This is a genomic window from Pseudoalteromonas sp. 13-15, from assembly GCF_001468205.2.
Classification (GTDB): domain Bacteria; phylum Pseudomonadota; class Gammaproteobacteria; order Enterobacterales; family Alteromonadaceae; genus Pseudoalteromonas; species Pseudoalteromonas marina.
The window spans coordinates 2,589,903-2,615,840 of the sequence record NZ_CP019162.1; the positions used below are offsets into that span (position 1 = coordinate 2,589,903).

The following is a 25,938-nucleotide window of genomic DNA, read 5'->3' on the forward strand; positions in this document are numbered from 1 at the left end:
CAATATGAACACTTTAATCACTCCTGTTATTTTAGCTGGTGGTATTGGCTCTAGGTTGTGGCCTTTGTCGCGCCAAGCAATGCCTAAGCAATTTTTGCCACTATTGAATAATGAAAACTCATTATTGCAAAATACATTAAATCGCGTCTCTGGGGCTGAGTTTTCACAGCCAATTTTAGTGTGTAACGAACAGCACCGATTTATTGCTAAAGAGCAAAGTAGTGCAGCAAATGTGTTTGGGTTGATACTAGAGCCTACAGGTAAAAATACGGCTCCTGCTATTGCACTTGCTGCCCATTATGCAATTCAAAGTGGGCTTAAAGGCCCTATGTTGGTGATGCCTGCTGATCATCATATAAAGGATTTTTCTCTGCTAACATCACAAATAAACGATGCTGTAACACTGGCAGAGCAAGGAAAGTTGGTTACTTTTTCAATTACACCTTCAGTGGCCCACACTGGGTTTGGGTATATAAAGCAAGGCAGTAAAATTTCAGGCTCAAACTGTTTTGAGGTTGCTGAATTTAAAGAAAAGCCAAACCTAGCTACGGCGCAAAAATACTTAGCTGAAGGCGGTTATAGTTGGAATAGCGGCATGTTTTTATTTACGCCACGTGCTTATTTAAATGAGCTTGAACGCTTCGCACCAAAAATTGCGCACAGCGTGAAGATGGCTTCTCATTTTTCACATGACTTAGGTTTTACTAGGCCCGATAGTAAACCGCTTGAGTTTTGCCCCAGTGATTCAATTGATTACGCTATTTTAGAGCGTAGTAATAATGTTGCTGTTATGTCTGTAGCACTTAAATGGAATGATGTGGGCAGCTTTAGTGCGCTTGCTAGCCTGAGCAAAAAAGATAGTTATGGCAACAACAAAAGCGAAAACCATACTGCACAAAACAGTACCAATAATTTTGTTATAACTGAAAACGACCATACGGTGGCTACGCTTGGCGTAAGTGGTTTAGCTATTATCCACACCCACGATGCCACACTGGTTGCAAATAAAAAAGAGCTTGATGAGTTACCTTTACTATTAAAAAAATTAGCACTAGGGCACAGTGATAAGCTTGATCATCATCGAGTAGTATACCGCCCGTGGGGTAGCTATCGCACATTAGTTGAGGGTGCTGGTTTTAAAGTAAAAAAAATAACTGTAAATACTGGCGCTAAGCTCTCAACGCAGCGCCATCAGCACCGTGCAGAGCATTGGGTTATTGTATCTGGGGTGGCAGATGTGCGTATTGACGACCAAGTATTAATGCTCACCCAAGATCAATCTTGTTATATTGCCGCTAAACAACTACATAGCTTAGCGAATAACCAGCAAGTGCCGTTAATTGTTATTGAGGTACAAACGGGTGCCATACTTGATGAAAATGACATTGAGCGATTTAATGATATGTACGGAAGGTATTAAGCTGCTCTACTTTTTAAAGTAAACCGCTTTAACCTAATTCACTACGTACAAATTTTAAGTATTTCTCAAGGCTGCGTTGCCAAAGATCAAGTGCCTCATCAAGCATGCCGTTATGAGGCTTATTGTCGAGTAGGCGGCGCTCAATTTTTTTAAGTTCCATACCGTAACGATTAAACCCTAATTGCAATGCAGTACTCGCTTGGCGGTGTAAAAGTTTAATGCACTGTTCAGGATGCTGGTCTATTAAATCTTGGCAGCGTATCAGCTTATTACGAGCAGAGAGTACAAACTCATTATAAATAGATGATACCTCATCCTCACTAAACGAGCTGGCGAGTGTTTCAATAGCCGTTTTATCGTACAGGGTATCTATAAGTTCTACTGCAATATTTGTGGTTTGATTTGATTGAGAATCGCTTAATGCTTGGCGCAGTTTTTGGTGTTTAATTGGCTTACCAACAATGTCTTTTATACCCAGCGCTAAATACTCTTTAACTTCATCAGGGCTTAAACTCGCAGTAAAAGCGAGTACTGGTGTACGCTGGTTTTTGTGATCAAGGCGTTTAAGGCGTTTAAGAACTTCTTGGCCTGTTAAATCGGGTAGATTCATATCAAGTAAGACGACGTCAAAATGATGAGCTTGCATTAACTCAATGGCACTTTTACCGTCTTTAGCGAGCTTGATTTTGTGTTCGTCGTCGGCCATAAACTCAATAGCAATTTTTTGGTTTAGGTCTAAATCTTCGACCAAAAGAACATCGAGCCCTGTTAAATAATCTTTTGTTTGATGGCGTTGCTCTACAAGGCTTAACTCACCCAGCGCAAAAGTAATCGTAAAGCTAAATACACTACCAGTGCCCAGTTGACTAGAAATTTCAAGGCGGCTACCGAGTTTTTCTAATAAGCGACTGGTAATTGCAAGTCCAAGACCGGTGCCGCCCTTTTCCTTGCCTGCACTACTTTGTACATAAGGCTCTGTTAAGTAAGCAATTTCTTCATTTTCGATACCTGGACCTGAATCTTTAACACTCACTTTTATAGTGTGTTCTAGTTGTTTTTCTAAAACTAAATCAACTTGAATTTTTACTACGCCACGGTCAGTAAATTTAATAGCATTACCAACTAAGTTAATAATTATTTGTCGAAGCTTTTGCTGGTCACAGTAGTAGCATGCTTGTTCAGGAATATTACATATAAGCTCAAATTTAAGCTGTTTTTGTTCTGCTAATGGGCTAAGCAATAAGCATAAGTTATTTAGCCATGTTTTAAATTCAATATCTTCTTCATAAAGGGCTTCGTCACTTTGGTCTAGACTTGCATATTCAAGTACTTTATCGACCAGTAGGTTTAGTGATTCGGCAGAATTAATAATTGCTTCGCAATAGGCTTTACTATGCGTATCGCTTGTTTGGTTCATGACCAATTGTGCACTACCTAAAATACCATTGAGTGGTGTACGTATTTCGTGACTAATAGTCGATAAAAATAGCCCTCGTATTTCTAAATCTTTCTGCGCTTTATCGGCGAGCGTATTGAGGTGATGCTCTCGGCGTTCATTACATAACAGTGCCATACCAGCGGCATAAAACATAGGTGCTATGATGCCATTTAAAAATAATACAGTGCTAAACCAACTGCTTGAGACGAGATCTTTTTGCTCAATTTCATTCATAAAAATTGAACGCGCAATAAAGGCTAACACCACGAGTGTTAAAATTGTAATGTATACAATACTGCCGTTGGGGTAAGGTTTACGAGCGTACTTTATAAATATAAACAGTAAAAACAAGGCTTCTGAAATATGTTGTAGGTCGGATGCGATAACACGACCAGCTAAAGAGGGATCAAAAAAACTATAATAACCAAATACCATTGCACTAAATGCGGTCACTGAACAAAGAAGCTTAAATCCAGGTCCGCGATAATCTAAAAATTGACTAATAGCAAAACAGTGCACAATAGAGGCTGCAAACATTAAGCTACACGCTGCATTTATAACAAGTAAGTTATGTGAGCTACTTACAAGCGCAAATGCAACGACAGCACATAGCATCAATACTGGATAAAAAATGTATATCAGTGTCCCTGGGGTTTGCTTATTGGTTCGCCAAGTTAAAATATTCAAAAAAGTCATGACGACAATAACGGCTATGCTGGCAAAATATAAAGTGTATGAGTCAAGCATGGGTTTCCCAGCAGGTGATTTTTGATTAGATTAATTAAAAATTATAAACTTAACAAGCGCTTATATTAAATACAAAAACAGACACCTAAGTGTCTGTTTTTGTATTTCAGTCGAAGTCAGCGTTTAGCGAATTTCGTCTGGTATATTTTGCTGTGCCCACGATAAAAGCTCAATACGGTTACGACACTTGGTCTTTCTAAATGCGCTGTATAAATGAGTTTTTACAGTGTGTGGGCTAATGCTAAGTTCTTCAGCAATTTCTTTGTTTTTAGAACCGTTACTCATTAATGAAATAATCGCTTTTTCTCGCTTAGTAAGTTTGACAGGTTCAATATCGCCCTCTGTAAGCTTGTGAAGTGCGTCTTTATTAAACTGCAACATGCGATTTAATGCATTACACATGATGTCGCGACGATACCAAAGCTGATCTTCTAATAAGAGTCGAATACCTTTCATTAGCACATCTGCATTATCGGTCGTGTAAAATACACCACGAATACCGCTGAGTAGTGCTCGATTAGCAAGCTCTGGGTTTTCATCTAAGTTAAATAATATGATATCGCACTTAACACGAAGGTTTACTAGTTGTTCTTTTAATTTTCCCCACGCGTCATTGCTAGATGTTTCAATAAAAAGTAAGCGAGTCCCTTCAGGTGTATCCAATATATTAGTACCTGTTGTAACGTCTAGTCCTTGCGTTTTTAGCAATGGCTCTAATACGTTAATACCAATAGTATTAATTGGATCTTTATCTAATAACAAAAAGGCAGAACTGCTCATGTTTTTATACTCTTTTATAAAGCTGACTGATTAAGTTTATCACGATTCCCACACCTTTAGTATTAGAAAACCGCTATCGTACTTAAAAACAAGTACAATTTTATGATTATTTAAACATAAAATGTTGCAAATAAGTAATTGTTTTTTAATTTATAGGAACACATGCTTTTACATAGCATGTAGTAACTGAGCTTAATTAAGCGATTTCTTTTTTATTATCTTGATAAGGAGGCCACCCCATTTGTTTACCGGCAAGCATGTGAAGGTGGATATGATAGACGGTTTGTCCGCCATGATCGTTGCAGTTCATAACAACACGGTAGCCGTCATCACTAAAGTTATGTTCTTTTGCAAGCTTAGCGGCCACCACATACAAGTTGCCTACTAAATGTGCGTTATCATCATTTATATGATTTATGGTAGGAATTGCAATTTTTGGGATAATTAACACATGAAAAGGAGCTTGAGGGTTTATATCTTCAAACGCGAGAGTATTTTCGTCCTCGTAAATTATGTTTGCTGGGATCTCGCGGTTGATTATTTTTGTAAAGATAGTCTCTTGGCTCATTGTGTGTTCCTTATCAAGTGGTATGAAATTTAGATTCACTAATGACAAATTTTCAAAGCAGTGTCAAACTCAAATCAACCAAAGGAGTTAATATGCGTAAATCAGTGTTAATGAGCAGTGTAGCTGCATTGCTATTTAGTGTATCGAGTATGGCAGAAAATATTCACTTTCCTGAAGAGTTTGTGCCGTTGCAAGTCGGTGAGCGAATAATAGAAAGCTCTTTGTTTAGCCGTGTAGAAGATTTAGAGCTAGCGCCGGGGTCGTATCGGCTAAAGCTCAAGTATACCGACTTATACGATGAAGATTACGATATGCATGAGGTGGTTGAGTCAGAGCCTTTTTGGGTTGATATTACAATTGAGGCGGGTACAGATTATACCTTGGTATTTAATCGTGCTGAAAATGCAGTAGCGGCTAAAGTATTTGCTCAATCGCCTATGGTAAGTTTAAAAGCTAAAGGCAGTGCGTTAGCTGCACCATTGAGTGTTGTCTCTAATAACCAACTTGCTAGCGAAGCGCCTGTTAGAACTATGCGAGAAGCACCAGCGGGTCCAGAAAAGCCAAGTAGGCCAATTAAACCTATTGCGCCTATTACAGGCAAAGGCATGCCAAGTGCGGCGCAAATGCTCGACTTTTGGTGGCAGCAAGCAACAGTTGCTGAGCGCAAAGCTTTTTTAGAAAAAGTAACAAACTAAACTATTTAAAATAAGCATTAAAAAAGGGCCAAATTAGGCCCTTTTAGTTGTTACTTTACGCTATTTATTATTCAAATAATGCGTCAATAGTGCCTTGTGCTAGTGGGTGGTACCCCGGACGTGCTTTTAAGTAAACACTCTGCGCCCAGTCTTTCTTACCGTTAGTGATAAGTGATTTGTACAGCGGCACAATTAGCTTACGACGACCAATACCTGATAAATGCGCATCAAGTGCAGGGTAAATTGGCTGATAACCGTTGCCTACTGCTAGCATATACCATGCAAATGCACGTTCTGCGTTGGTTGACTGCGTTAAGTTAAACTCGTCATCTAACTCAGTCATTTTTTCAATGCTTAAATCGCGTGGTAAGTTATTTAAAAAGTGCAACCACTCGTGTACTGTCCAGTTTGCTGTAGGTAACTGAGCAGCAGTTTTTGCGCCTTGTAACCAGGCTGTGGTTGCAGTATCAACCTTATCGAACGCATCAGAGGTAGGGTTAGGAGCATCTGTTGGTAAACCTGGCTCAAAAATCCACTCGTTCACTTTATCCATGCTAACAATACCTGGGTACCTGTTAATTAAATTAGCTTCAATATAGGTAACAAATTGTGCAGTCGTTAACGATTTAAAAGCAAACTCGTCAAAATAAGTTTTTACGAAAGGGTCAAACTTGTCACGACCAAAATTGTTTTCCAAGTAAATTAAGAATAATTGACCTTTAGTGTATGGTACCGAGCTAAACGCATCGTCTGGATCACGACCATTAAGCTTTAAGTTAAGGCGTGTGTCTGGCGCGTCAATGATTTTAAGCTGTGCGCGAAGACCTGCTGCATCGAGTGCTTGCTCCATAACGGCACGGTCGCGGCCAAACACTTCTTCCATAATACGGTTTTCAACGTATGAGGTAAAACCTTCGTTTAACCATAAATCTTCCCACGTCGCATTAGTCACTAAGTTACCAGACCAAGAGTGAGCAAGCTCATGCGCAATAAGGTTAACTAAGCTTTTATCGCCTGCAACAACGGTAGGGGTAATAAACGATAAACGTGGATTTTCCATGCCACCAAACGGAAAACTTGGCGGAAGCATGAGTAAGTCGTAACGGCCCCAAGCATAGTCGCCATACATGGCATTGGTTTTATCGATCATGGCTTGCGTGTCGTTAAATTCGGCAACAGAGGCTTCTAAAATTTCAGGCTCTGCAAATATACCCGTCTGATGAGACATTGCTTTAAATTCTAGGTTACCTGCACCAATGGCAATTAGGTATGGCGAAATAGCTTGCGGCATTTCAAAATGGTAGTCGCCATCTTTATAAAGCGCGTCTTTGTTGTCTGCGCTCATAACCGCACGAATATCTTTAGGTGTGGTAATTCGTGCAGAGTAGGTTACACGCATTGCTGGAGTGTCTTGCACTGGCAACCAGCTACGAGCATGAATTGCTTGTGATTGGCTATACATAAACGGATGCGTTTTACTTGCAGTTTGCGTAGGTGTTAACCATTGTAGACCAGATGCTTCTGGGCGACTGTTATAATAAATACGCACTATTTTAGCTTGGCTTTTAAATTCAATAGTAAGCTTTGAGCCTTTAACATCATCACGATTCGCTAAAGTGAATTTAGCTTTGTGCCAGCTGCCTGTTTGTGTTTGATACATTACTTTATCAATATCTAAATCGCGGGTATCAAGCACTAGTGTTTTACTTTTGCTGTTATTCCATTTAAGCGTATGCTCAACAAAGCCTTCTAATTGCTTGTCGTCAAAATCGACATCTAAATCAAGGCTAAGGTGAGTTGTAACAACATCGTCAAGATTGGCGTATGAGTTTTGATCAACCGCATTCGCCATTGCTTGCGAACACATACCTGCCATAGCGAGGCTTAAAAAGAGAGGTTTAATTTTCATAATTACCCTGAACACAAATAAAAAGTGCAGGTTTTATATCACGATTGGCTGGGTGGGTTGAGCAATTTTTACAATCTGATGCGCATTTTGCGACGATGAGGTAAACTATTACGATTAGTTAACGGTTTATCTTGAGAGTTTTGTGGCGTACGCATTACACCCTTTACACACCTTTGCATTACATAATCAATGCCAAGATTTAGTTGAAATTACTCACCTTGAGCAACTTTATACTCAAAGCTTTTCGTCACCATTTTGTTTGTTGGGGGAGGGGAGTAATACCATTTTTTTAAACGATTACCACGGTACGGTTATTAAAATGGCCACCAAAGGGATTACTATTACACCCCGTGAAACCGATACTTTAATAAGCGTTGCCGCTGGTGAAAATTGGCACGCATTAGTAAGTTACTTGCTTGATAAAAACTTACCAGGGCTTGAAAACTTAGCACTTATACCTGGTACAGTTGGGGCGTCACCTGTACAAAATATTGGAGCCTACGGTGTTGAGCTTTCTAAGTTTGTAGAGTCGGTTGAGTACTTTGACATACACAGCAAGAAACTTGTTTGTTTGACTAACGCGCAATGTGAGTTTGGCTACCGCGACTCTGTATTTAAACATGGACTAAAAAATAAAGCCGTTATCACACGGGTATTGCTAGCATTGCCAAAGCAATGGCAACCTGTACTGAGTTATGGGCCATTAAAACAGCTAACAAACGTGACTCCACGCGCTGTATTTGAGCACGTTATTCAAACTCGTAATAGTAAACTGCCAGATCCATACACGTTACCAAATGCGGGCAGTTTTTTTAAAAACCCGATAATTACCAATCAACAGTTAGCAACGTTGTTGAAGCAGTTTCCTGATGTACCGTATTACGCCTATGGGCAAAATGAGCATAAGGTAGCTGCGGGTTGGCTAATCGATAACGCAAATCTTAAAGGTTATCGCGTAGCGGGTATTGAGGTTCATAGACAACAAGCACTGGTATTGGTTAATCATGGTAACAGCGAAGGCGAAGACTTGATTGCTATGATCACGTACATTCAGCATGTTGTGTATTCGCGTTACAACATACTGCTTGAGCATGAAGTACGGTTAATAAACACAACCGATGAATGCTACATACAAGGAGACGTTACACAGTGAAAGCACCCGATGGCAATAAACTCGCTATATTGAATGCGTTAAATCAACCCGGTTTTGTATCTGGCCAAGCGCTAGGTGAGCAGCTCGGTATTAGTCGCGCGGCAGTGAGTAAACACATAAATAGCTTACAAGTTATGGGTTTAGATATTTTTAAAGTAACTGGTAAAGGCTATAGCCTAAATAACCACGCTGGGCTTTTAAATCAAACAAAAATACAGCAGCATTTTAATCAATTAACTAGCCAGTTAAAGTCACAGCCAGTGAACGTAGAAGTGCATCCTATAATTGACTCAACCAATTCCGAACTTATGAGGCGGATACAAGCTAAAACAGCGCTTGAGTCGGGTACCGTGATTGTGGCTGAAATGCAGCAGGCCGGCCGAGGACGACGAGGCCGTGTGTGGCAGTCACCGTTTGGTGCAAACCTTTATTACAGCTATTTTTGGCGTTTAGATGATGGTCTTCAAGCAGCTATGGGGGTGTCGATTGCGGTCGGATTAGCGGTATACGATACAATTAAAGCGCTTTACAACATAGAGTTAGAGCTTAAGTGGCCAAATGATATTTACCTAAATAAACAAAAACTTGCTGGTGTACTTGTTGAGCTAGATGGGCAGCCGCAAGGGCCGTGTCAGTTAGTGTTAGGAATTGGTATTAATTTGCAAATGCCACAGAGCTTTAGTCAACACATAGATCAAGCATGGACTGATCTTAGCCAGCATACCCAGCAGCTAGATAAAAACGAGCTGGTGGCATCACTCACCTACCACTTAGAGCACCGGTTAGAACAGTATCGTAAAAGTGGGTTACACACAATGCACGAGCAATGGAATTCGCTTAATGCATTTGCGGGTGAGTGCGTAGAGTTAAATACAGGCCATAGAAGTTGGCGGGGAATATGCGAAGGAATTGACCCTCAAGGTGGGATTCGTATTCGCCAAGACGGCGAGGTAAAAAGCTATTATGGCGGTGAAATATCACTGAGAAAGGCACAGCTATGAGATTACTCATTGATGTAGGTAACACATCTTTAAAAGCAGTACTTTGGCACAATCAGCAGGCACAACCAGCAGATTTAAATAATTTACCCTGGCTGCAAATAACAGAAGTTGTATACGCTTGTGTAGGGCGAAGTGACTTACTTAATAAATTATTAGCCCAAGCTGCTAAGCATCATATAGCATGTTACGAAGCAACGGTGACTAAAACACTTAAAGGATTAAGCTGCGCATACGAGCAAGTAAACAACCTAGGCATAGACAGATGGCTTGCGCTTATTGCTGGTTTTACATTGCACCCTAACCAAGCATGTATCGTGGTTGATGCTGGTACGGCCACAACGATTGATGTGTTAACCAGTGAAGGCCACCATTTAGGTGGGTGGATTTTACCTGGGCTTGATTTAATGACGTCATCGCTGACACAAAACACCCAACGAGTATTTGATGACGAAAAAACCCCCTTTGAAAATCAATTAGGGAAAAATACACCTAACGGTTTAAAAAATGGTGCGTTGGTTGCGACCATCGGGGCGGTAGAACAAGCTAAATTACACTTAGGCGTGCAAAATAGCACAAAAACAGTACAAATTGTTTTTGCTGGTGGTTATGGCGCACTGTTACAGCAACAATTTGAAGGTAGTATTTTTGATTCTTTATTAGTAATGAAAGGTTTAAATTTTTGGCGAGATTTAAGCAAAACAAGCTAAAAATAGAAAAATCAGCAACTTTTGCATGAATATTGAACATTTAACCAATAAAATCGCATTTTTTTTAATTTTATTGTTGCATCCCAATAAACCTTACTCTAATATCTCGCCCCGTACTAAAGCAGTGCCGACTTAGCTCAGCTGGTAGAGCAACTGACTTGTAATCAGTAGGTCAACCGTTCGACTCGGTTAGTCGGCACCACTTTCCTTTTACCGAAAGTGAATTAGTAGAGAATTATCGTGGAGGGGTTCCCGAGCGGCCAAAGGGATCAGACTGTAAATCTGACGGCTCAGCCTTCGCTGGTTCGAATCCAGCTCCCTCCACCACTTTATTCTTGACGGTTAGAGGTAGATTAAGAACAGATTCCTAACGCGGGCATCGTATAATGGCTATTACCTCAGCCTTCCAAGCTGATGATGCGGGTTCGATTCCCGCTGCCCGCTCCAGTTCTTGTGTTGCTGATATAGCTCAGTTGGTAGAGCGCACCCTTGGTAAGGGTGAGGTCGGCAGTTCGACTCTGCCTATCAGCACCAGTCTTAAGAATCTTCTTGATTACTTCCTTTATCTGTCAGAAAATACTATTTGAAAAAATTAACTTAATCTACCTTCGGTGGATTATTTTCATATGTAATCTAGATACACAAAACTGATAGGTTCCGTCATGGCAAAAGAAAAGTTTGAACGCGTAAAACCGCACGTAAACGTTGGTACAATCGGCCACGTTGACCACGGTAAAACTACACTAACTGCAGCAATCACTAACGTACTTGCAAAAGTATACGGCGGTGTTGCTAAAGATTTCGCATCAATCGATAACGCTCCAGAAGAGCGCGAGCGTGGTATCACTATCTCAACTTCACACGTTGAGTACGACACACCAACTCGTCACTACGCACACGTAGATTGTCCTGGTCACGCCGATTATGTTAAAAACATGATCACTGGTGCTGCACAAATGGACGGCGCTATCTTAGTAGTAGCTGCGACTGATGGCCCAATGCCACAAACGCGTGAGCACATCCTTCTTTCTCGTCAGGTTGGCGTACCTTACATCATCGTATTCATGAACAAATGTGACATGGTTGATGACGAAGAGCTACTTGAGCTAGTAGAAATGGAAGTTCGTGAACTTCTTTCTGAGTACGATTTCCCAGGTGACGACTTACCACTAATTCAAGGTTCTGCACTTAAAGCACTTGAAGGCGAGAAGCAATGGGAAGACAAGATTGTAGAGCTTGCAGAAGCACTAGATTCTTACATTCCAGAGCCAGAGCGTGACATCGATAAGCCATTCATCATGCCTATCGAAGACGTTTTCTCAATCCAAGGTCGTGGTACTGTTGTAACTGGTCGTGTTGAAGCGGGTATCATCAACGTGAATGACGAAGTTGAAATCGTTGGTATCAAAGAGACTACTAAGTCTACTTGTACTGGTGTTGAAATGTTCCGTAAGCTTCTTGACGAAGGTCGTGCTGGTGAGAACATTGGTGCACTACTACGTGGTACTAAGCGTGAAGACGTTGAACGTGGTCAAGTACTAGCTAAGCCTGGTTCAATCAACCCACACACTACATTCACTTCAGAAGTATACGTACTTTCTAAAGATGAAGGTGGTCGTCATACTCCATTCTTCAAAGGTTACCGTCCACAGTTCTACTTCCGTACAACTGACGTAACTGGTGACGTACAGTTACCAGAAGGCGTAGAAATGGTAATGCCTGGTGATAACATCAAGATGACAGTAACTCTAATCGCACCAATCGCGATGGATGAAGGTCTTCGTTTTGCTATCCGTGAAGGTGGCCGTACTGTAGGTGCTGGTGTTGTAGCAACTATCGTAGAGTAATAATTAACGTTTAAGTTAATTAATACTAAAAAACCCGAGCTTAGTCTCGGGTTTTTTAATGCCTGCAATTTACGTCACGTGAAGGGGCGCTCTTACTTTAGGTGTAGGTGCTTTGTAGCAACGTTCAATGAGTAATATTTAGCGTTTTAGTTAATTGTTAGAAAAAGGTCACTTAGGTGGCCTTTTTTAATGCCTAAAGAAAAGCGATTAGTTTTCAGCTATTAGTAGCTTGGTGTTAAATTATACTTAACACATAAAAAAGCACGACTTTAAGCCGTGCTAATAATTAAACTTTTTGACAACTGACAACTGACAACTGACAACTGACAACTGACAACTGACAACTGACAACTGAGAAATTTTACAGCTTAGTGTTTTTTGGCATATGCTTCAGCTTGCTTCCATACTCTTAGTGTATTGCCACTCAGTATTTTTTTTATGTCGCCATCGCTGTAGCCTCTATCCATAAGGCCTTGTACTAAGTTTGGATAACTAGATACATCCTTCAAACCAATCGGTAACGAATCGCCAACACCGTCGTAATCAGAGCCAATGCCAACATAATCAATGCCAATCAACTCTACGACGTGATCAATATGATCAAGCACTTGTTCAAGGCTGGCAAAAGGATACGGATTTTTAGCGCGATAAGCCGCATCAAAATCATTACTTAATTTAGTGCCTTGTTTTTTAGCAGACTCTTTTGTACTTTTTAGTTGCTTACCCCATGCACCTGCTTTTGCTGTAACAAAGCTTGAGCCAAAGTTAATTTGAATCACACCACCGTTCTTTTTAAGGGCCAATAGCATATCGTCATTCATATTGCGCTCAAAACCAGGGGTGTACTTACGCAATGATGAATGTGAGGCAATAACAGGAGTTTTAGACAATTCCATTACCTGATAAAACGCATCATCTGAGATATGCGACACATCAATCAGCATACCCATATTATTCATTGCAGTGACTAGCTCTTTACCAAAAGGGCTAAGTCCTTTCCATTTGCGGCGAATATCGTAAGATGAGTCAGAAATATGATTACTTTGTGAGTGTGCAAGGGTGATATAACGTACGCCACGGTCAAAAAAGTGCTGAAGGTTTTTTAAGTCACCTTCAATAGGGGAGCCGTTTTCCATTCCCATAGCAATAGACAATTTGCCATCTTTAAATTGTTGTTCTATGTCGTTTGTAGAGCTTGCCATTGCAAATTTAGCGGGCGCGCGTTGTGCAATCGCTTCCATCCCATCAATTAACTGATTAGCTAACTGATAGCTTTTGCCTTTACCTTCAAACTCTAAATGGGCAGGAATATATATCGACATAAATGGCGCGTTTAAGCCACCTTTTACTGCGCGAGGATAATCAAAATCGCCATCCTGAGTCGCTTTAGTTACATCAGCCCACGTATCGTGAATACGGTAAGGTACATCAATGTGGGTGTCGATTAAAATAGTGTCTTTGGCAAGTTTAACCGCTTTGTCTGACGCGCTAATAGGTTGCTCTGCAAAGGCTTGGTTTGTTAAAGCTAGTGATACGGCTACCACTAGAGTGCTGAGTTTTATCATGTTTTGGCTCTTTGGGTAAAAAGCCATTGTGTACGCTCAGCTAAAAAGTTACAAGTATTACACTCTAATCATACGACGCTTGTTGGTGCTCTTCACTTTGCAGTGCTTTAAATTCACTCTTTGAGATGATAGTGACCGATTCGTGCAGCTCAGAGAAAAATACCATGGCTTCACCATTTTTTAGCTGCTGATTGACTTGCGCTACTTTACTTTCAATACTGAACTCTTGCTCGCCATAATCAGTGCCTTCACGCAGTACATAGCTTTCTATTAAGTTGTATAGTGTGTCTTTATCAAGTTGTTCAAAAGGGATAATCATTACTGCTTGTTACTCGTTTTGTTTATTATGTGTTGGCCAAAATAGCTGGGTACGGCTTTTTCTAACCAAAAAATGGGCTTAAACGGATTACTACCGCTAATAAATCCAACGTGCCCACCTTTTTCAGAGATGCACAGGGTAACATCTTCACTCACATCTTGCTTGCTAGGCACCGCTTTAATCGACAGCATTGGGTCGTCTTTCGCATGAATGATTAAGGTAGGTACAGCAATATGTTTTAAGTAGGGCATAGCACTGGCTTGACGATAATAATCATGTGCATTCTCAAAGCCATGCAAAGGGGCTGTTATATGATTATCAAATTCTAATAAATCATTAATGTCCATTAATTCATCAGTTGTAATGGGTATTTGCTGCTTAATTTGAGGCAACTTGCGCTGCATCGATTTTTTCATACGATCGAGCAAATACTTTTGATAAATTTTACCTAAGCTTTTGCGTATTACATCACTTGATGATGATAAATCATACGGTGCTGATATAACGGCTGCTGCATTTAATGGGCATCGCTGGGCTTGCTCACCTAAATATTTTGCTAATACATTACCACCTAACGAAAAGCCAACCGCAAATAAAGGCCTGTTTGGAAATTGTAGTTTTAAGTGATTAATAAAAAAGGCTAAGTCGTCTGTGTCACCACTGTGGTACGCACGGGGAAGACGGTTTACCTCTGTTGAGCAGTTTCTAAAGTGCATGAGTACAACGGCATACCCTTGCTTTTTTAGCGCTTTCATCATGCCTTTGGCATAGAAGCTATTAATATTGCCTTCAAGGCCATGCAATACAATGGCAAGTGGAGCGTTTTCGTTATGCGGAAGTGACCATGCAAGCTCAATAAAATCACCGTCGGGTGTATCAAGCTGTTCTAATTCGTAGCGAGTATTATGAAAAGGGCGGAAAAAACGCGGCATTATGGTTTGAACGTGACGATTGGTCATCCACCATGCGGGTTTAAACTTATGAGTCATGTTTATACTACACACTTTGCAAAAACGAAGCGTTAGTGTATCAAAAAGAATAAAAAGCGCCTAATTAATAACTAATTAGGCGCTTTGTGCGTCGTGCTTAATTTTTTAATGTTGTTCTTTCAGATCAGCGTCGTGTACTTTTTTCATGAAAAAATACACAAAAAATAGGCATAAACTAATAACGACGCCTAAAAAGCCAAATGATAAAAATAACACTGGGTCGCTAAAAAAATCTCTAAAGAATACGTCCATAATTGCCTCCTGATGTCTATGGGGTAATCATAGGTCTATTTTTGCAGCTCTGAACTGATCCAGATCAAGCTATTTTCCTGATTATTAAAAGAGTCGTAAAGAAGTTGATTTGGATCAAATAGGTTGGCTAGAGCATAGCGAAACCCAACGAGAATTAATGATAAAAAGCAGTTTCAAGGTAATGAATTACTGTAGGTCGTCATTTATGGCGATAATTTTTATTGTAAGTTTGCTGAGCTAAATCACGGCTTTGTTTTTCTCTTAAAGCGAAGCGCCTCTATGCCTCATTGTGAGTCAGTTATTTAAATAGTTTTTTGCACAAAGAGAGAATGAGAAGTAAATGAGGGGAATGCAAAATTTATTCGCAGCTAAAGCTGGTTCCTACAAGCTTAGTAGCAATAACATCTGCTTGGGCTTATAATTTTCCTTTATAGCTTTATTTTTATACCTAGTAATAATGGTGGTAGGCATTGAACATTACACGGATAGTTAAATACACTTTAGTGATTATGCTGCTGCAAATTGCCTTATCGACATTACTTAATACTGTTGTTGGTTTTGAGCGCTATGCATCATCGAGGCTTGGCGATTACATTCTTATTGCAATCATGCCTTCTAGTGTTTTATCTTTTTTACTATACGGTGTAATGGCATATCGCAGTGATAGTTATGCTTGGCGATATACATTTTATGTTTACTTTTTAGGCTCTTTGCTTGGTACAGTAACTGTCTCATTGATATTGCAAGAGTTTTACTTTTTCAGTGAAACTTCCATTATAGAGTTGCCTGTTTCATTGTTAGTTATTACTTTAGCAACCCTAACAGGGTTGCAGTTGCAGCAAAAAACGAATGCTTAAAGCTCTCCAACATATAGCATTACATTAGTGGTCCTCGAATCAGGCTCTAATGTTAAAGTATTCACTTTTTCTACTAACATCTGTTGTTGTTGTTTCTCGAGCTTGAGCTCAGTACTGAGCAGCTCTTTACGAATTACAGCGTAATCTGCAATCTCGGTTTGATTTGCTTTTAGATAGGCGCGTGTAGCACGAAGGGGCTTCAATACCTGCTGGTCAAATTCACAAATTGATTGTTCAAGCTTGTTTAGCTGAGTTTGACTAACTGCTAGCTTGAGAGAGTCTAGGTAATACAGTAACAAACACAGGTTTACATTTTTACCTTGCTGGTTTTGATAATCCAACAGACGCGTTTGCATGTCACCTTTGCTATAAAGGTCACATGCAAATTGCCAAAAGTCATCGCAGTTAAGCAAGTTCATCGGCAAACGCTTGTTCTTTTTCTTCCATTTCTTCAAGGGCCATGAGTAGCTCTTCTTCGATATCGTTTACTTTAGGTGTTAATGTCGCTTGTTTTGCTATTAACTCTTTTAGTTTAGCTTTATTGTCATCGTTATAAAGGGTGTTATCGCCAAGTGCAACTTCCACTTCGCTGAGCTCTGCGGTGTGTTTGTCGAGCTGCTTTTCAAGTTTCTCAATTTGCTTTTTAAGCGGTTGAATGGCTTTTCTAAATTCAGCCTCTAAGCGCTTTTGCTCTTTTCTATTAACCCCTGAGTTTGCTTTTGGCTCATCGGCCTGCTCCGATTTAGTAGCCGCTTTATTAGCATTAAGAAGCCATTGGTAATAATCGTCAAGTTCGTAGCCAAATTGGGTTACTTCACCGCTGTCTACAAGGTAAAACTCATCGGCGGTGTTTTTCAGCATGTGGCGGTCATGCGATACGGTAACCATAGCGCCTTCAAATCCTTGCAGAGCCATAACAAGAGCATGGCGCATTTCTAAGTCAAGGTGGTTGGTAGGCTCATCGAGTAGCAGTAAATTTGGTTTTTGATATACCAGCATAGCCAGCACTAAACGGGCTTTTTCTCCACCCGAAAACGGCGCTACAGGCTCAAGCGCTTTATCGCCAATAAAGGCAAAACCGCCTAAAAAGTCACGTAGCGATTGTTCGCTAGCCTTTGGATTTAAACGTTGTAAATGTGTAATTGCGCTGGCTTTTAAGTCAAGGGATTCAAGCTGGTGCTGTGCAAAGTAGCCAATATTAAGGCCTTGGTGCTGAAATACATCTCCTGCTTGTGGTTTTAAGTCGCCGGCAAGTAATTTAATTAATGTGGATTTACCTGCGCCATTTCTACCAAGCAGTGCAATACGGCTGCCAGGTACTAAGTTCAGCTTAATACTATTTAAAATAGTTACGTCGCCATACCCGGCTTGAGCTTTGTCGAGCGTCATGAGTGGGTTTGGTAGCGCTAATGGCTCTGCAAACTCAAAATTAAATGGTGAGTCAGCATGTGCAGGGGCAAGCTTTTCCATACGCTCAAGAGCTTTAACACGGCTTTGCGCCTGTTTAGCTTTACTGGCTTTTGCTTTAAAGCGAGTAATAAACTGTTCTAGGTGGGCAATTTGCTCTTGCTGTTTTTCGAACATGGCTTGCTGTTGTAATAAACGCTCTGCTTTTTGGCGTTCAAACTGCGAGTAGTTACCTTTGTATATATTGATAAGTTGTTTATCTATGTGCCAAATTTGATCAACCACTGCATCTAAAAACTCACGGTCGTGCGATATAAGTACCAGTGTGCCTGTGTAGGCACGTAAAAAGCGTTCAAGCCAATATACGGCATCTAAATCAAGGTGGTTTGTCGGCTCATCGAGCAATAGTAAATCAGCGTTTCGAATAAGTGCTTGGGCAAGGTTTAAACGCATGCGCCACCCCCCCGAAAACGCACTAACAGGGTTTTCTATTTGGTTATTAGCAAATCCTAACCCATGCAACAGCTCGCCAGCTTGCGATTCAATGCTGTAGCCTTTCATGTTTTCTAGCTGAATATGCACTTTGGCTTGAGTATCGCCATCGTTATTTTGTTCTGCTTCTCTCAGCGCAATACGCAGCGCGTAGTATTCAGGGTGTCCTTGCAATACATAATCAATCGCGCTTATTTCGAGGGCAGGGGTTTCTTGTTTAACCGAGGCAATAGACCAATCTTTAGGAATACTGCAATTACCAGCATCAAGTTGCAATTCAGATTTTAATAAACCAAATAAGGTTGATTTTCCACAGCCATTGGCGCCCACAAGGCCTACTTTGTGCTCTGGAAATAACGTAGCTGATGCATTTTTTAATAAGGCTGTTCCGCCACGAAGGAGTTCTATTTCTGATATTTGGATCATGAATGCGTTACTTTACTGTACCCTTGTTAAGTTGGCGCTATCATACCATAGAACTTAATGCGCTTATCAAGCGTATCAACAAGTGATGTTATACGATAAAATAGTTGTAGTTCAAACCACAGGAAAAATGTTGTGAGACAAAAGAAGCGATTTATTGCTGGTGCATCGTGCCCTGACTGCAAAGCCATGGATACAATGATGCTTTACAGAGAACATGATGTTGAAAAAGTAGAGTGTGTTGAGTGTGGACATAAAATGTCACAACCAGAGAACGCTGTTCAGGCATCTACTCGCCAATTTGAGCAAGTCATTGGTGTGTTTAAACCGGGCGACTAACCCGGTTTTTATTGCCTAAGTACACACCTTTTAGTAATGCGGAGGCGGTGGCTCTGGCATATTAGACATCATAGAAGGCGAGGTTTGCGCTTCTTTAATTTTTTCTGCCAGCAGTTCCGTTTGGCGTTTCATTTTAGCTAGCATTTGCTGGTGCACTTTGATCTCATCGTTTAAGATTTCAATCGTTTCATCTTGAAAAGCCACTTTGGCTTCAAGTTCCATTACGCGGTGTTCAATTGTGTTCATTAGTGTCTCGTATAATAAATCGCTCTGCGATACCGCTGGAGCTTTCGGTTAACAACGACTTATCGTTATCTATAAATGCCACATCAAGCACAACGGCCGATTTAGGTTTACTGCCTTCTCGCGGCGTAACTTGCCACGTTTGAATTTTTTCACCGCTTGATATTTGCCATAAATCAACTCGCTTATTAGGCGAACCCGTTGCCAGCAATGTGCCTTGCTCGTTAAAGCGCACGGCGGTAAAAATTTTCTGACGCGCAATATACGCCAGTTTACTCACAAGATCACCTGTAGTCAGTTTCCATACATGTGCTTGTGCCATACTGTCGGCGGTAAATGCAAAGCGACCTTGTGGATCAAGGGTTACTTGAGTAACACGAGTTGGGTGGCTAAAGCGATGAATAACTTGGCCTGTATTGGTATCCCAAAAATAGGCAACGTAGTCGTTAGAGCCGCTTAATGCATAACGTCCGTTTGGCGCCAAATCAACGGTGTTAACTTTATCTTGATGGCCTAAAAACTCAATGCGACGTCCGGTTTCAAGGTTTAAAAATACAACCACGCCGTCGCTTCTGCCGTATAAAACACTGCGGCCTTGGTTACTAATGGCAATATCTCGAATCGTGGCTTTTTGTATTTTGTAATAGCCTTTGTTTTCGCCAGTGCTGATATCCCACACTGCGAAAGTTGTTTTTTCTGCGGTAACCGCCACGCTGTTATCAAAGGCAATAGCAAGGCTGTAAACTAAGTTGTCTTGAGATTGCTGCTGAAACCATTGGTATTTTAAAACGTGCTGTTGATTATCCCACAGCGCGACCCCATGGTTGATAGAAGAGATTAAACTGTACTTTCCATCGTGAGAGAGAGCTGACGAAAATGCACCTTGTGCGGTATGCTCAAAGCTTTCTACCGATTGATTTTTTTTATCGGTACAGGCAATGGCTAAAAAACAGCTAAAAACGATTAAAAAAGTACGAAATATCGACATCTTACAGGTATTTCCTCTTAACTCTTAGTGACTGAGAGGTTAGACTAGGTGCGTTAAATGCCTAGGTTGTTTGTCTAATCACTGGATATATATTTCTAAGTTTAGCTAACAATACAGACTTTAGTTATTAAACAAACAGCCTACCATGTAGGGCGTTAATCTTTAACTAGTAATATTACAATAAATGACAACTGCAAAGTATGTCGGAGATTTAAAATGAAAAAGACGATTAGATTGTCATTGATTGCAGCGTCGGTTTTAGCGCTTACAGCTTGTAATCAAGAAGCAAAAAAAGAGCAAGCTGAAGTAACACTAGACACTGTAGAGCAACAACAAGCATACGGTATTGGTGCTTCTGTAGGTAACTTTTTAAATAAAGACCTAGCAGACAAATCTGAAATTGGCATTGAGCTAGACCAAGCGCTATTAATTCGTGGTTTTGAAGATGCACTTGCTGGCAATGCAAAAATTGACGAAGAAAAAATTCGTGAAGTGTTAACAGCTTTAGATACCTCAGTACGCACTAAGCAAGAAGAAAAAGCGAAAGTTGAGTCTGAAAAAAGCAAAGCGGCAGGTGTTCAATACCTAGCTGATAACGCTAAAAAAGAAGGCGTAACAGTAACTGAGTCTGGCCTACAATACGAAGTATTAAGCGAAGGCGAAGGCGAAAAGCCAGCAGCAACAGACGTTGTTAAAGTACATTACACAGGTACTTTATTAGACGGCACTGAGTTTGATAGCTCATACGCACGTAACGAACCAACTACATTCCCACTTAATCGCGTAATTGCTGGTTGGACGGAAGGTTTACAACTTATGCCTGTAGGGTCTAAGTACAAGTTTACTATTCCTTCAGAGCTTGCTTACGGCGATCGTGACCTTGGTAAAATTCCAGCTAATTCAACACTTGTTTTTGAAGTTGAATTACTAGAAATTCAAAATGCAGAAGCACCTGCAGAATAAGCCAAGCTTAAAACGTAAAAAGGGACCTTAGGGTCCCTTTTTTAATTCGTGTAACTTAATTAAATCTTAATTTAATCAGTATGATTAGAAAACAGGTTATCAATCAGTTCATCTTCAAGCTCAAAACGAAGCTCTAATGACTCACCAATAACTGAAAGGTCGTTATCAAACCCTTCTAATAAGTCTTCTTTATTTACTTCAGCGTACTTGTCATTGAAATCAAGTGCGACATCGGTGGTGCCTGAAATACGCGGATAAATTGAGTTTGCAAGTTTTTGGCTCTCTAAGCCCTTTTTTTCACATGCTTTAGCAATATCATCGTAAACTTCAAAATGCCCTGCAGAGAGGTAATCCATAAGCAGTTGGCAAAAAGACTGTATTTGTTCAGGCTCTGGTAGCGCGTGATCTTTTTTATCATAAGGCGCAAACCCTGCAATCTTGCAATACAGTACAATAAGTTCTTGGCGTTCATTAAGCCAGTTATCGATTACTGTATGGCTACCACCCCATTTCTGTTGAGCTTTTTCTACACGCGTCAGCATAACTGTTCTCCTAAGCTGGGTTGGTTTTTAGTTACATTCGTTTTTATGTACATCAAGATATATTTAATTTGCGTGTATATCAACAAGTAATGCAGATGTTGTAAAAGTGCAGAAGAATTATTTATTGAAAGGCTAAACATTTTATTGCAGGCAAGAAAAAACCACCGGTTAAGGTGGTCTAATTTCTTCAAGTGGCTTGTTATAACAAGCTTTCTTATTTTTATTAAATGATTTTTATTGTTATTATTTAAAACTTTTTATTTTTATTGTTTTAATAATTTATTATTGTTTTTGTTAACGCGGGAAAGACAATACCAAGGTTTTTGTTATGTTGCAAACATATTAACAAAAAGTTTTAAATGTTAGTGTTTTTTGCCTAATTTATAATCAAAATGAATTAAAACCATCAATATTATTGATCTGCTTCTATGTAAAGGCGTTTTCGTCTTTAAGAAATAGAGAGGCGATGAATATGGTGGTACAATCTTGCACAATTTCTATAAGCATTAGGATCATTTACGCCATGAGCGAATTAAAAAACGACCGTTATTTACGTGCACTTGCAAAACAACCTGTTGATGTAACGCCTGTATGGATGATGCGTCAAGCTGGACGTTATTTACCAGAGTACCGTGCTACACGTGCGCAAGCGGGCGATTTTATGAGCCTGTGCCGTAATGCTGAGCTTGCTTGCGAGGTAACACTTCAGCCACTGCGTCGTTACCCATTAGATGCGGCCATTTTGTTCAGCGATATTTTAACGATTCCTGATGCAATGGGTTTAGGTTTGTACTTCGAAACAGGTGAAGGCCCTAAGTTTGAACGTCCTATTTCGTCGCTTGCAGATGTTAAAAAAATACCTAAGCTCGATCCAACTGACGAGCTTGGTTATGTAATGAATGCAGTAAGTACTATCCGCCGTGAACTTAAAGGCGAAGTACCACTTATTGGCTTTTCTGGTTCACCATGGACACTTGCTACATACATGGTTGAAGGCGGTAGCAGCAAAGTATTTGGTAAAATTAAAAAAATGGCGTTTGCAGAGCCGCAAACACTGCATTTACTGTTAGATAAACTTGCTGATTCAGTAATCGACTACTTAAACGCACAAGTAAAAGCCGGCGCGCAGTCGTTAATGGTATTTGATTCGTGGGGCGGTGTATTAAGCCCGCGCGACTACAACGAGTTTTCACTGCAATACATGCACAAAATTGTTGATGGCCTGATTCGTGAGTACGATGGTCGCAAAGTGCCTGTAACGTTATTTACTAAAAATGGTGGCCAGTGGATAGAAGCCATTGCAGCCACAGGTTGTGATGCAGTAGGCCTAGATTGGACCATTAATATTGGCGATGCTAAACGCCGCGTAGGCGATAAAGTGGCCTTGCAAGGTAACATGGACCCGTCAATGCTACATGGTACGCCAGATCGTATACGCCAAGAAGTAGGCACTATTTTAGAAGACTTTGGTACAGGCAATGGTCATGTGTTTAACTTAGGTCACGGTATTACGCCAGATGTTGACCCAGAAAATGCCGGTATATTTATTAATGCCGTGCACGAGCTTAGCGGCCAGTATCACAAATAATTAATGTGTTTTATGCATTAATACTAAAAAGCCCGCTTAACAGCGGGCTTTTTGTTTATACGCTTTAAAGTGCTTACTTAAACAAGCGATTTAAACCATTTAATGCTGCAACTCGATAGGCTTCTGCCATGGTTGGGTAGTTAAATGTGGTATTTACAAAGTAGTCGATATTATTGCCACCATTTTTTTGCTCCATAATGGCCTGGCCAATGTGAACAATTTCAGAGGCACGTTCGCCAAAGCAATGTACCCCAAGTACTTCTTTGGTTTCGGTGTGGAATAATATTTTTAAACTACCTACTTCAGTACCTGCAATCTGCGCGCGTGCAAGGTGTTTAAACTGAGCGCGGCCTACTTCGTAAGGTACTTTAGCAGCGGTTAGTTCTTGCTCTGTTTTCCCCACTGAACTCATTTCTGGAATGGTATAAATACCCGCTGGGATATCAATAATTAACTTATCATCACAGTTACCACAGGCTATTGCATCAGCTGCAATACGGCCTTGGTCAAACGCAGCACTAGCTAGGCTTGGGTAGCCAATTACATCGCCTACCGCATAAACGTTTTCAACCTCAGTTTGGTAGGTTTCGTTTACTTTTATTTGCCCACGGCCGTCGGCTTTTAAGCCAATGGCTTCAAGGTTTAGTGTGTCAGTGTTACCTGTGCGGCCATTTGCAAATAGAATACAGTCAGCCTTTACACGCTTGCCCGATTTTAAATGCATAACAACGCAATCGTCGCGCGTTTCTACACGATCAAACTCTTCGTTATGACGAATAACAATACCGCTATTCCAAAAGTGGTAGCTAAGTGCATCAGATATTTCAGCATCCATAAAGGCAAGTAAACGGTCGCGAGTATTCACTAAATCAACTTTAGCGCCTAAACCTTTAAAAATAGAAGCATACTCACAGCCAATAACCCCTGCACCGTATATAAGTACGCGCTGAGGGTCGTGCTCAAGGCCTAAAATAGTATCGCTCTCGTAAATACGAGAATGGCTAAAATCAACTTCAGGTGGGCGGTAAGGGCGAGAGCCTGTAGCAATAACAATTGTTTTAGCAGTAATACGCTCGGTTGAACCATCAAGGCGTTTTACTTCAACAGTGTGCTTATCAACAAAGCTCGCATCACCTTGAAACATATGAATGCGATTACGATCGTAAAAGCTGCTACGTAAATTAGACTGCTTAGAAATAACCGAACTTGCGTGACGTAAAATATCAGGAAACGTTAAACGACTCGGGCGTTCACCAATATTAAACAACGGGTTGGCTTTGTATTCAATGTAGCGGCTAACTGAGTGACGTAATGCCTTAGAAGGGATAGTTCCCCAATGTACACAACCGCCGCCGACTGTTTCTTGGCGCTCTATAACCGCTACTTTTTTGTTGTTTTTCGAAAGGTTCATGGCGGTGCCTTCACCGCCAGGGCCCGTACCAATAATTATTGCGTCATATTGGAAACTTACGGGTGCTTTTTTCTGTTCTGGTTGTTTGGCCACAGCCACTCCTAAATTAATTAAAAGAGGCTTTTAATAACCTCGCATTAAGTGCTAGCCATGCCTGCTTTTGATTTTCCCAGGCGGCTTCCAGCTCGTGATATTGTGCCATTAAAGCTGAACGTTCACACTGCTTTGCCATATTATTTTTTTTAACTTCTAAAACTTGTTTTTGAAGTGAACAATAAGTCTGCAGTTTTTTCAGCAATAAATCGTATTCTTGTTGTAATAATGTAAGCCTATCTTGAGCTAAAGGCAATTTTGCAAGGCGTGTTTGCGTTTTGCTCATAAGCGTATCGGCTTTAGCTTTTTCTATGCGCTCAACAGGGGTACGCTTTAATTTACTGGCTAAACCAACAGCAGCTAAAGAGCGAATCATCCATTTAGTGGGGTCATAATGAAACCACTTAATCCCATTACGGTAATCACTTGCAAAAATATGATGAAAGTTATGGTAACCCTCGCCATAAGTAAATAACGCTAAAAAGCCATTATCGCGCGCGGTATTTTTTTCAGTGTACGGGCGCGAACCCCATATGTGAGCCACCGAGTTAATAAAAAAGGTAAAATGTTGGCTTAATACTAAACGCAGTAAACCCGCTAAAATAAGCATACCCCACACGTCGCCCACTAATAAACCAAGTGCTAATGGTAGGCCAACATTCATCGCAATAACTAGTTTTAGGTAGTGCTTGTGTTGCCACATAACGATTTTATTACGCTGTAAATCACGACAATTACTGTAATCACCGTAGCTATCGCCTTGGTAGTCACGTAACATCCAGCCAATGTGGCTGTACCAAAAGCCATTGGTTGCGGCGTAAGGGTCTTTTATTGGGTCGTCAACTTGGCCATGGTGTATACGGTGATCGCTACTCCAGTGCAGAGCGCTGTTTTGCAACGCAAACGCACCGCCAAGGGCAAAAATAAATTCAACAGCAGGATGAGCATTATACGTTTTATGTGCCCATAAGCGGTGGTAACCGGCTGTGATAGATAGGCCCGCAAAAAACATACAGGCTACAAAAGCAATCCAATGTGCGCTGGTAAATCCGTAGCTAATGCCATACCAAGGAACAAGTGTGATAGCCGCTAAAAAGGTAAGGCTAAAAAATAGGACGTTTGTCCAGATAATCGGTGGTTTATTCATCATTCTCAATCTCAGCGTACAACTGTAAGCTAAAATAGTATTTCAAACTCTCGCC

The 25,938-nt window shown here is 40.6% G+C and carries 24 protein-coding genes and 4 tRNA genes; 14 read left to right on the forward strand and 14 right to left on the reverse strand.

Annotation, left to right across the window (positions count from 1 at the left end; translation table 11 throughout):
• The first annotated feature begins 4 nt into the window (after positions 1-4).
• On the forward strand, positions 5-1,420 hold the full coding sequence (locus ATS72_RS11985; protein ID WP_058430305.1) for a mannose-1-phosphate guanylyltransferase/mannose-6-phosphate isomerase: 1,416 nt from the start codon (positions 5-7) through the stop codon (positions 1,418-1,420).
• A gap of 28 nt (positions 1,421-1,448) precedes the next feature.
• On the opposite strand, the gene ATS72_RS11990 is transcribed toward ATS72_RS11985, so the two are convergent.
• The 3 genes from ATS72_RS11990 to ATS72_RS12000 form a co-directional block, all read right to left on the reverse strand.
• Positions 1,449-3,605, reverse strand: a complete 2,157-nt coding sequence (locus ATS72_RS11990; protein ID WP_010558066.1) for an ATP-binding protein — start codon at positions 3,603-3,605, stop codon at positions 1,449-1,451.
• Positions 3,606-3,728: 123 nt separating this feature from the next.
• Entirely contained in the window at positions 3,729-4,385 is a 657-nt protein-coding gene (locus tag ATS72_RS11995; RefSeq protein WP_008132268.1) for a helix-turn-helix transcriptional regulator, read from the reverse strand.
• Positions 4,386-4,581: 196 nt separating this feature from the next.
• Positions 4,582-4,953: a histidine triad nucleotide-binding protein gene (locus tag ATS72_RS12000; RefSeq protein WP_006793873.1), complete on the reverse strand. Its 372-nt coding sequence runs from the start codon at positions 4,951-4,953 to the stop codon at positions 4,582-4,584.
• 92 nt (positions 4,954-5,045) lie between these two features.
• Here ATS72_RS12000 and ATS72_RS12005 point away from each other — a divergent pair, with 92 nt between their 5' ends.
• Positions 5,046-5,648 carry a DUF2057 domain-containing protein gene (locus tag ATS72_RS12005; RefSeq protein ID WP_006793874.1) on the forward strand — a complete coding sequence of 201 codons (603 nt, stop codon included), beginning with the start codon at positions 5,046-5,048 and terminating at the stop codon, positions 5,646-5,648.
• 67 nt (positions 5,649-5,715) lie between these two features.
• Here the strand turns inward: ATS72_RS12005 and ATS72_RS12010 are convergent, their stop codons facing one another.
• Entirely contained in the window at positions 5,716-7,557 is a 1,842-nt protein-coding gene (locus tag ATS72_RS12010; protein ID WP_058430306.1) for a M1 family metallopeptidase, read from the reverse strand.
• Positions 7,558-7,699: 142 nt separating this feature from the next.
• Here ATS72_RS12010 and murB point away from each other — a divergent pair, with 142 nt between their 5' ends.
• The 8 genes from murB (at position 7,700) to tuf (ending at position 12,265) form a co-directional block, all read left to right on the forward strand.
• Positions 7,700-8,710 carry a UDP-N-acetylmuramate dehydrogenase gene (gene murB, locus ATS72_RS12015; RefSeq protein ID WP_058430307.1) on the forward strand — a complete coding sequence of 337 codons (1,011 nt, stop codon included), beginning with the start codon at positions 7,700-7,702 and terminating at the stop codon, positions 8,708-8,710.
• Positions 8,707-9,711 (forward strand): bifunctional biotin--[acetyl-CoA-carboxylase] ligase/biotin operon repressor BirA, encoded by a 1,005-nt coding sequence (birA, locus tag ATS72_RS12020; protein ID WP_058430308.1) that lies wholly within the window; start codon positions 8,707-8,709, stop codon positions 9,709-9,711. The genes murB and birA overlap by 4 nt, the downstream gene beginning before the upstream one ends.
• Complete coding sequence (locus ATS72_RS12025) at positions 9,708-10,418, forward strand: type III pantothenate kinase (protein WP_058430309.1); 711 nt, start codon at positions 9,708-9,710, stop codon at positions 10,416-10,418. The genes birA and ATS72_RS12025 overlap by 4 nt, the downstream gene beginning before the upstream one ends.
• Positions 10,419-10,544: 126 nt before the next feature.
• Positions 10,545-10,620: transfer RNA gene (locus ATS72_RS12030), tRNA-Thr, on the forward strand.
• 40 nt (positions 10,621-10,660) lie between these two features.
• Positions 10,661-10,745: transfer RNA gene (locus ATS72_RS12035), tRNA-Tyr, on the forward strand.
• 45 nt (positions 10,746-10,790) lie between these two features.
• Positions 10,791-10,865, forward strand: a tRNA-Gly gene (locus ATS72_RS12040).
• A gap of 11 nt (positions 10,866-10,876) precedes the next feature.
• Positions 10,877-10,952: transfer RNA gene (locus tag ATS72_RS12045), tRNA-Thr, on the forward strand.
• Positions 10,953-11,080: 128 nt separating this feature from the next.
• The gene (gene tuf / locus ATS72_RS12050; protein ID WP_006791257.1) at positions 11,081-12,265 is read left to right on the forward strand and encodes an elongation factor Tu; all 1,185 of its coding nucleotides are present in this window, start codon (positions 11,081-11,083) and stop codon (positions 12,263-12,265) included.
• A 368-nt stretch (positions 12,266-12,633) separates the two neighbouring features.
• Here the strand turns inward: tuf and ATS72_RS12055 are convergent, their stop codons facing one another.
• From ATS72_RS12055 to ATS72_RS12065, 3 genes are all read right to left on the reverse strand, one after another.
• Positions 12,634-13,830, reverse strand: a complete 1,197-nt coding sequence (locus ATS72_RS12055) for a dipeptidase (RefSeq protein ID WP_058430149.1) — start codon at positions 13,828-13,830, stop codon at positions 12,634-12,636.
• 64 nt (positions 13,831-13,894) lie between these two features.
• Positions 13,895-14,149, reverse strand: a complete 255-nt coding sequence (locus tag ATS72_RS12060; RefSeq protein ID WP_010557790.1) for a YheU family protein — start codon at positions 14,147-14,149, stop codon at positions 13,895-13,897.
• Positions 14,149-15,138: a hydrolase gene (locus ATS72_RS12065; RefSeq protein ID WP_006793738.1), complete on the reverse strand. Its 990-nt coding sequence runs from the start codon at positions 15,136-15,138 to the stop codon at positions 14,149-14,151. Before ATS72_RS12065 ends, ATS72_RS12060 begins: the two co-directional genes overlap by 1 nt.
• A 722-nt stretch (positions 15,139-15,860) precedes the next feature.
• Between ATS72_RS12065 and ATS72_RS12070 the strand changes: the two genes are divergently transcribed.
• A complete protein-coding gene (locus tag ATS72_RS12070) occupies positions 15,861-16,247 on the forward strand; it encodes a hypothetical protein (RefSeq protein ID WP_139295586.1) in 387 nt (128 codons plus the stop codon).
• On the opposite strand, the gene ATS72_RS12075 is transcribed toward ATS72_RS12070, so the two are convergent.
• Positions 16,244-16,666 carry a TIGR02444 family protein gene (locus tag ATS72_RS12075; RefSeq protein WP_058430099.1) on the reverse strand — a complete coding sequence of 141 codons (423 nt, stop codon included), beginning with the start codon at positions 16,664-16,666 and terminating at the stop codon, positions 16,244-16,246. The genes ATS72_RS12070 and ATS72_RS12075 overlap by 4 nt on opposite strands.
• Complete coding sequence (locus ATS72_RS12080) at positions 16,653-18,572, reverse strand: ATP-binding cassette domain-containing protein (RefSeq protein ID WP_058430100.1); 1,920 nt, start codon at positions 18,570-18,572, stop codon at positions 16,653-16,655. Before ATS72_RS12080 ends, ATS72_RS12075 begins: the two co-directional genes overlap by 14 nt.
• 132 nt (positions 18,573-18,704) lie before the next feature.
• Here ATS72_RS12080 and ATS72_RS12085 point away from each other — a divergent pair, with 132 nt between their 5' ends.
• Complete coding sequence (locus ATS72_RS12085) at positions 18,705-18,908, forward strand: YheV family putative zinc ribbon protein (RefSeq protein WP_010557786.1); 204 nt, start codon at positions 18,705-18,707, stop codon at positions 18,906-18,908.
• A 30-nt stretch (positions 18,909-18,938) separates the two neighbouring features.
• Here the strand turns inward: ATS72_RS12085 and ATS72_RS12090 are convergent, their stop codons facing one another.
• Together ATS72_RS12090 and ATS72_RS12095 are read right to left on the reverse strand one after the other, a co-directional pair.
• A complete protein-coding gene (locus ATS72_RS12090; RefSeq protein ID WP_006793743.1) occupies positions 18,939-19,154 on the reverse strand; it encodes a SlyX family protein in 216 nt (71 codons plus the stop codon).
• Complete coding sequence (locus ATS72_RS12095) at positions 19,141-20,139, reverse strand: WD40 repeat domain-containing protein (protein ID WP_008126758.1); 999 nt, start codon at positions 20,137-20,139, stop codon at positions 19,141-19,143. The genes ATS72_RS12090 and ATS72_RS12095 overlap by 14 nt, the downstream gene beginning before the upstream one ends.
• Positions 20,140-20,355: 216 nt before the next feature.
• Between ATS72_RS12095 and fkpA the strand changes: the two genes are divergently transcribed.
• The gene (gene fkpA / locus ATS72_RS12100; RefSeq protein WP_058430101.1) at positions 20,356-21,102 is read left to right on the forward strand and encodes an FKBP-type peptidyl-prolyl cis-trans isomerase; all 747 of its coding nucleotides are present in this window, start codon (positions 20,356-20,358) and stop codon (positions 21,100-21,102) included.
• Positions 21,103-21,173: 71 nt separating this feature from the next.
• Here the strand turns inward: fkpA and ATS72_RS12105 are convergent, their stop codons facing one another.
• Positions 21,174-21,644: an Rsd/AlgQ family anti-sigma factor gene (locus tag ATS72_RS12105; protein WP_006793746.1), complete on the reverse strand. Its 471-nt coding sequence runs from the start codon at positions 21,642-21,644 to the stop codon at positions 21,174-21,176.
• Between the two features lie 523 nt (positions 21,645-22,167).
• Between ATS72_RS12105 and hemE the strand changes: the two genes are divergently transcribed.
• A complete protein-coding gene (gene hemE / locus ATS72_RS12110; RefSeq protein WP_006793747.1) occupies positions 22,168-23,232 on the forward strand; it encodes a uroporphyrinogen decarboxylase in 1,065 nt (354 codons plus the stop codon).
• Positions 23,233-23,305: 73 nt separating this feature from the next.
• On the opposite strand, the gene sthA is transcribed toward hemE, so the two are convergent.
• Both sthA and ATS72_RS12120 read right to left on the reverse strand, forming a co-directional pair.
• Positions 23,306-24,736, reverse strand: coding sequence for a Si-specific NAD(P)(+) transhydrogenase (gene sthA / locus ATS72_RS12115; protein WP_010557785.1), 1,431 nt, complete (start codon positions 24,734-24,736; stop codon positions 23,306-23,308).
• A 13-nt stretch (positions 24,737-24,749) separates the two neighbouring features.
• Positions 24,750-25,883 (reverse strand): acyl-CoA desaturase, encoded by a 1,134-nt coding sequence (locus tag ATS72_RS12120; RefSeq protein WP_058430102.1) that lies wholly within the window; start codon positions 25,881-25,883, stop codon positions 24,750-24,752.
• Between the last annotated feature and the right edge of the window lie 55 nt (positions 25,884-25,938).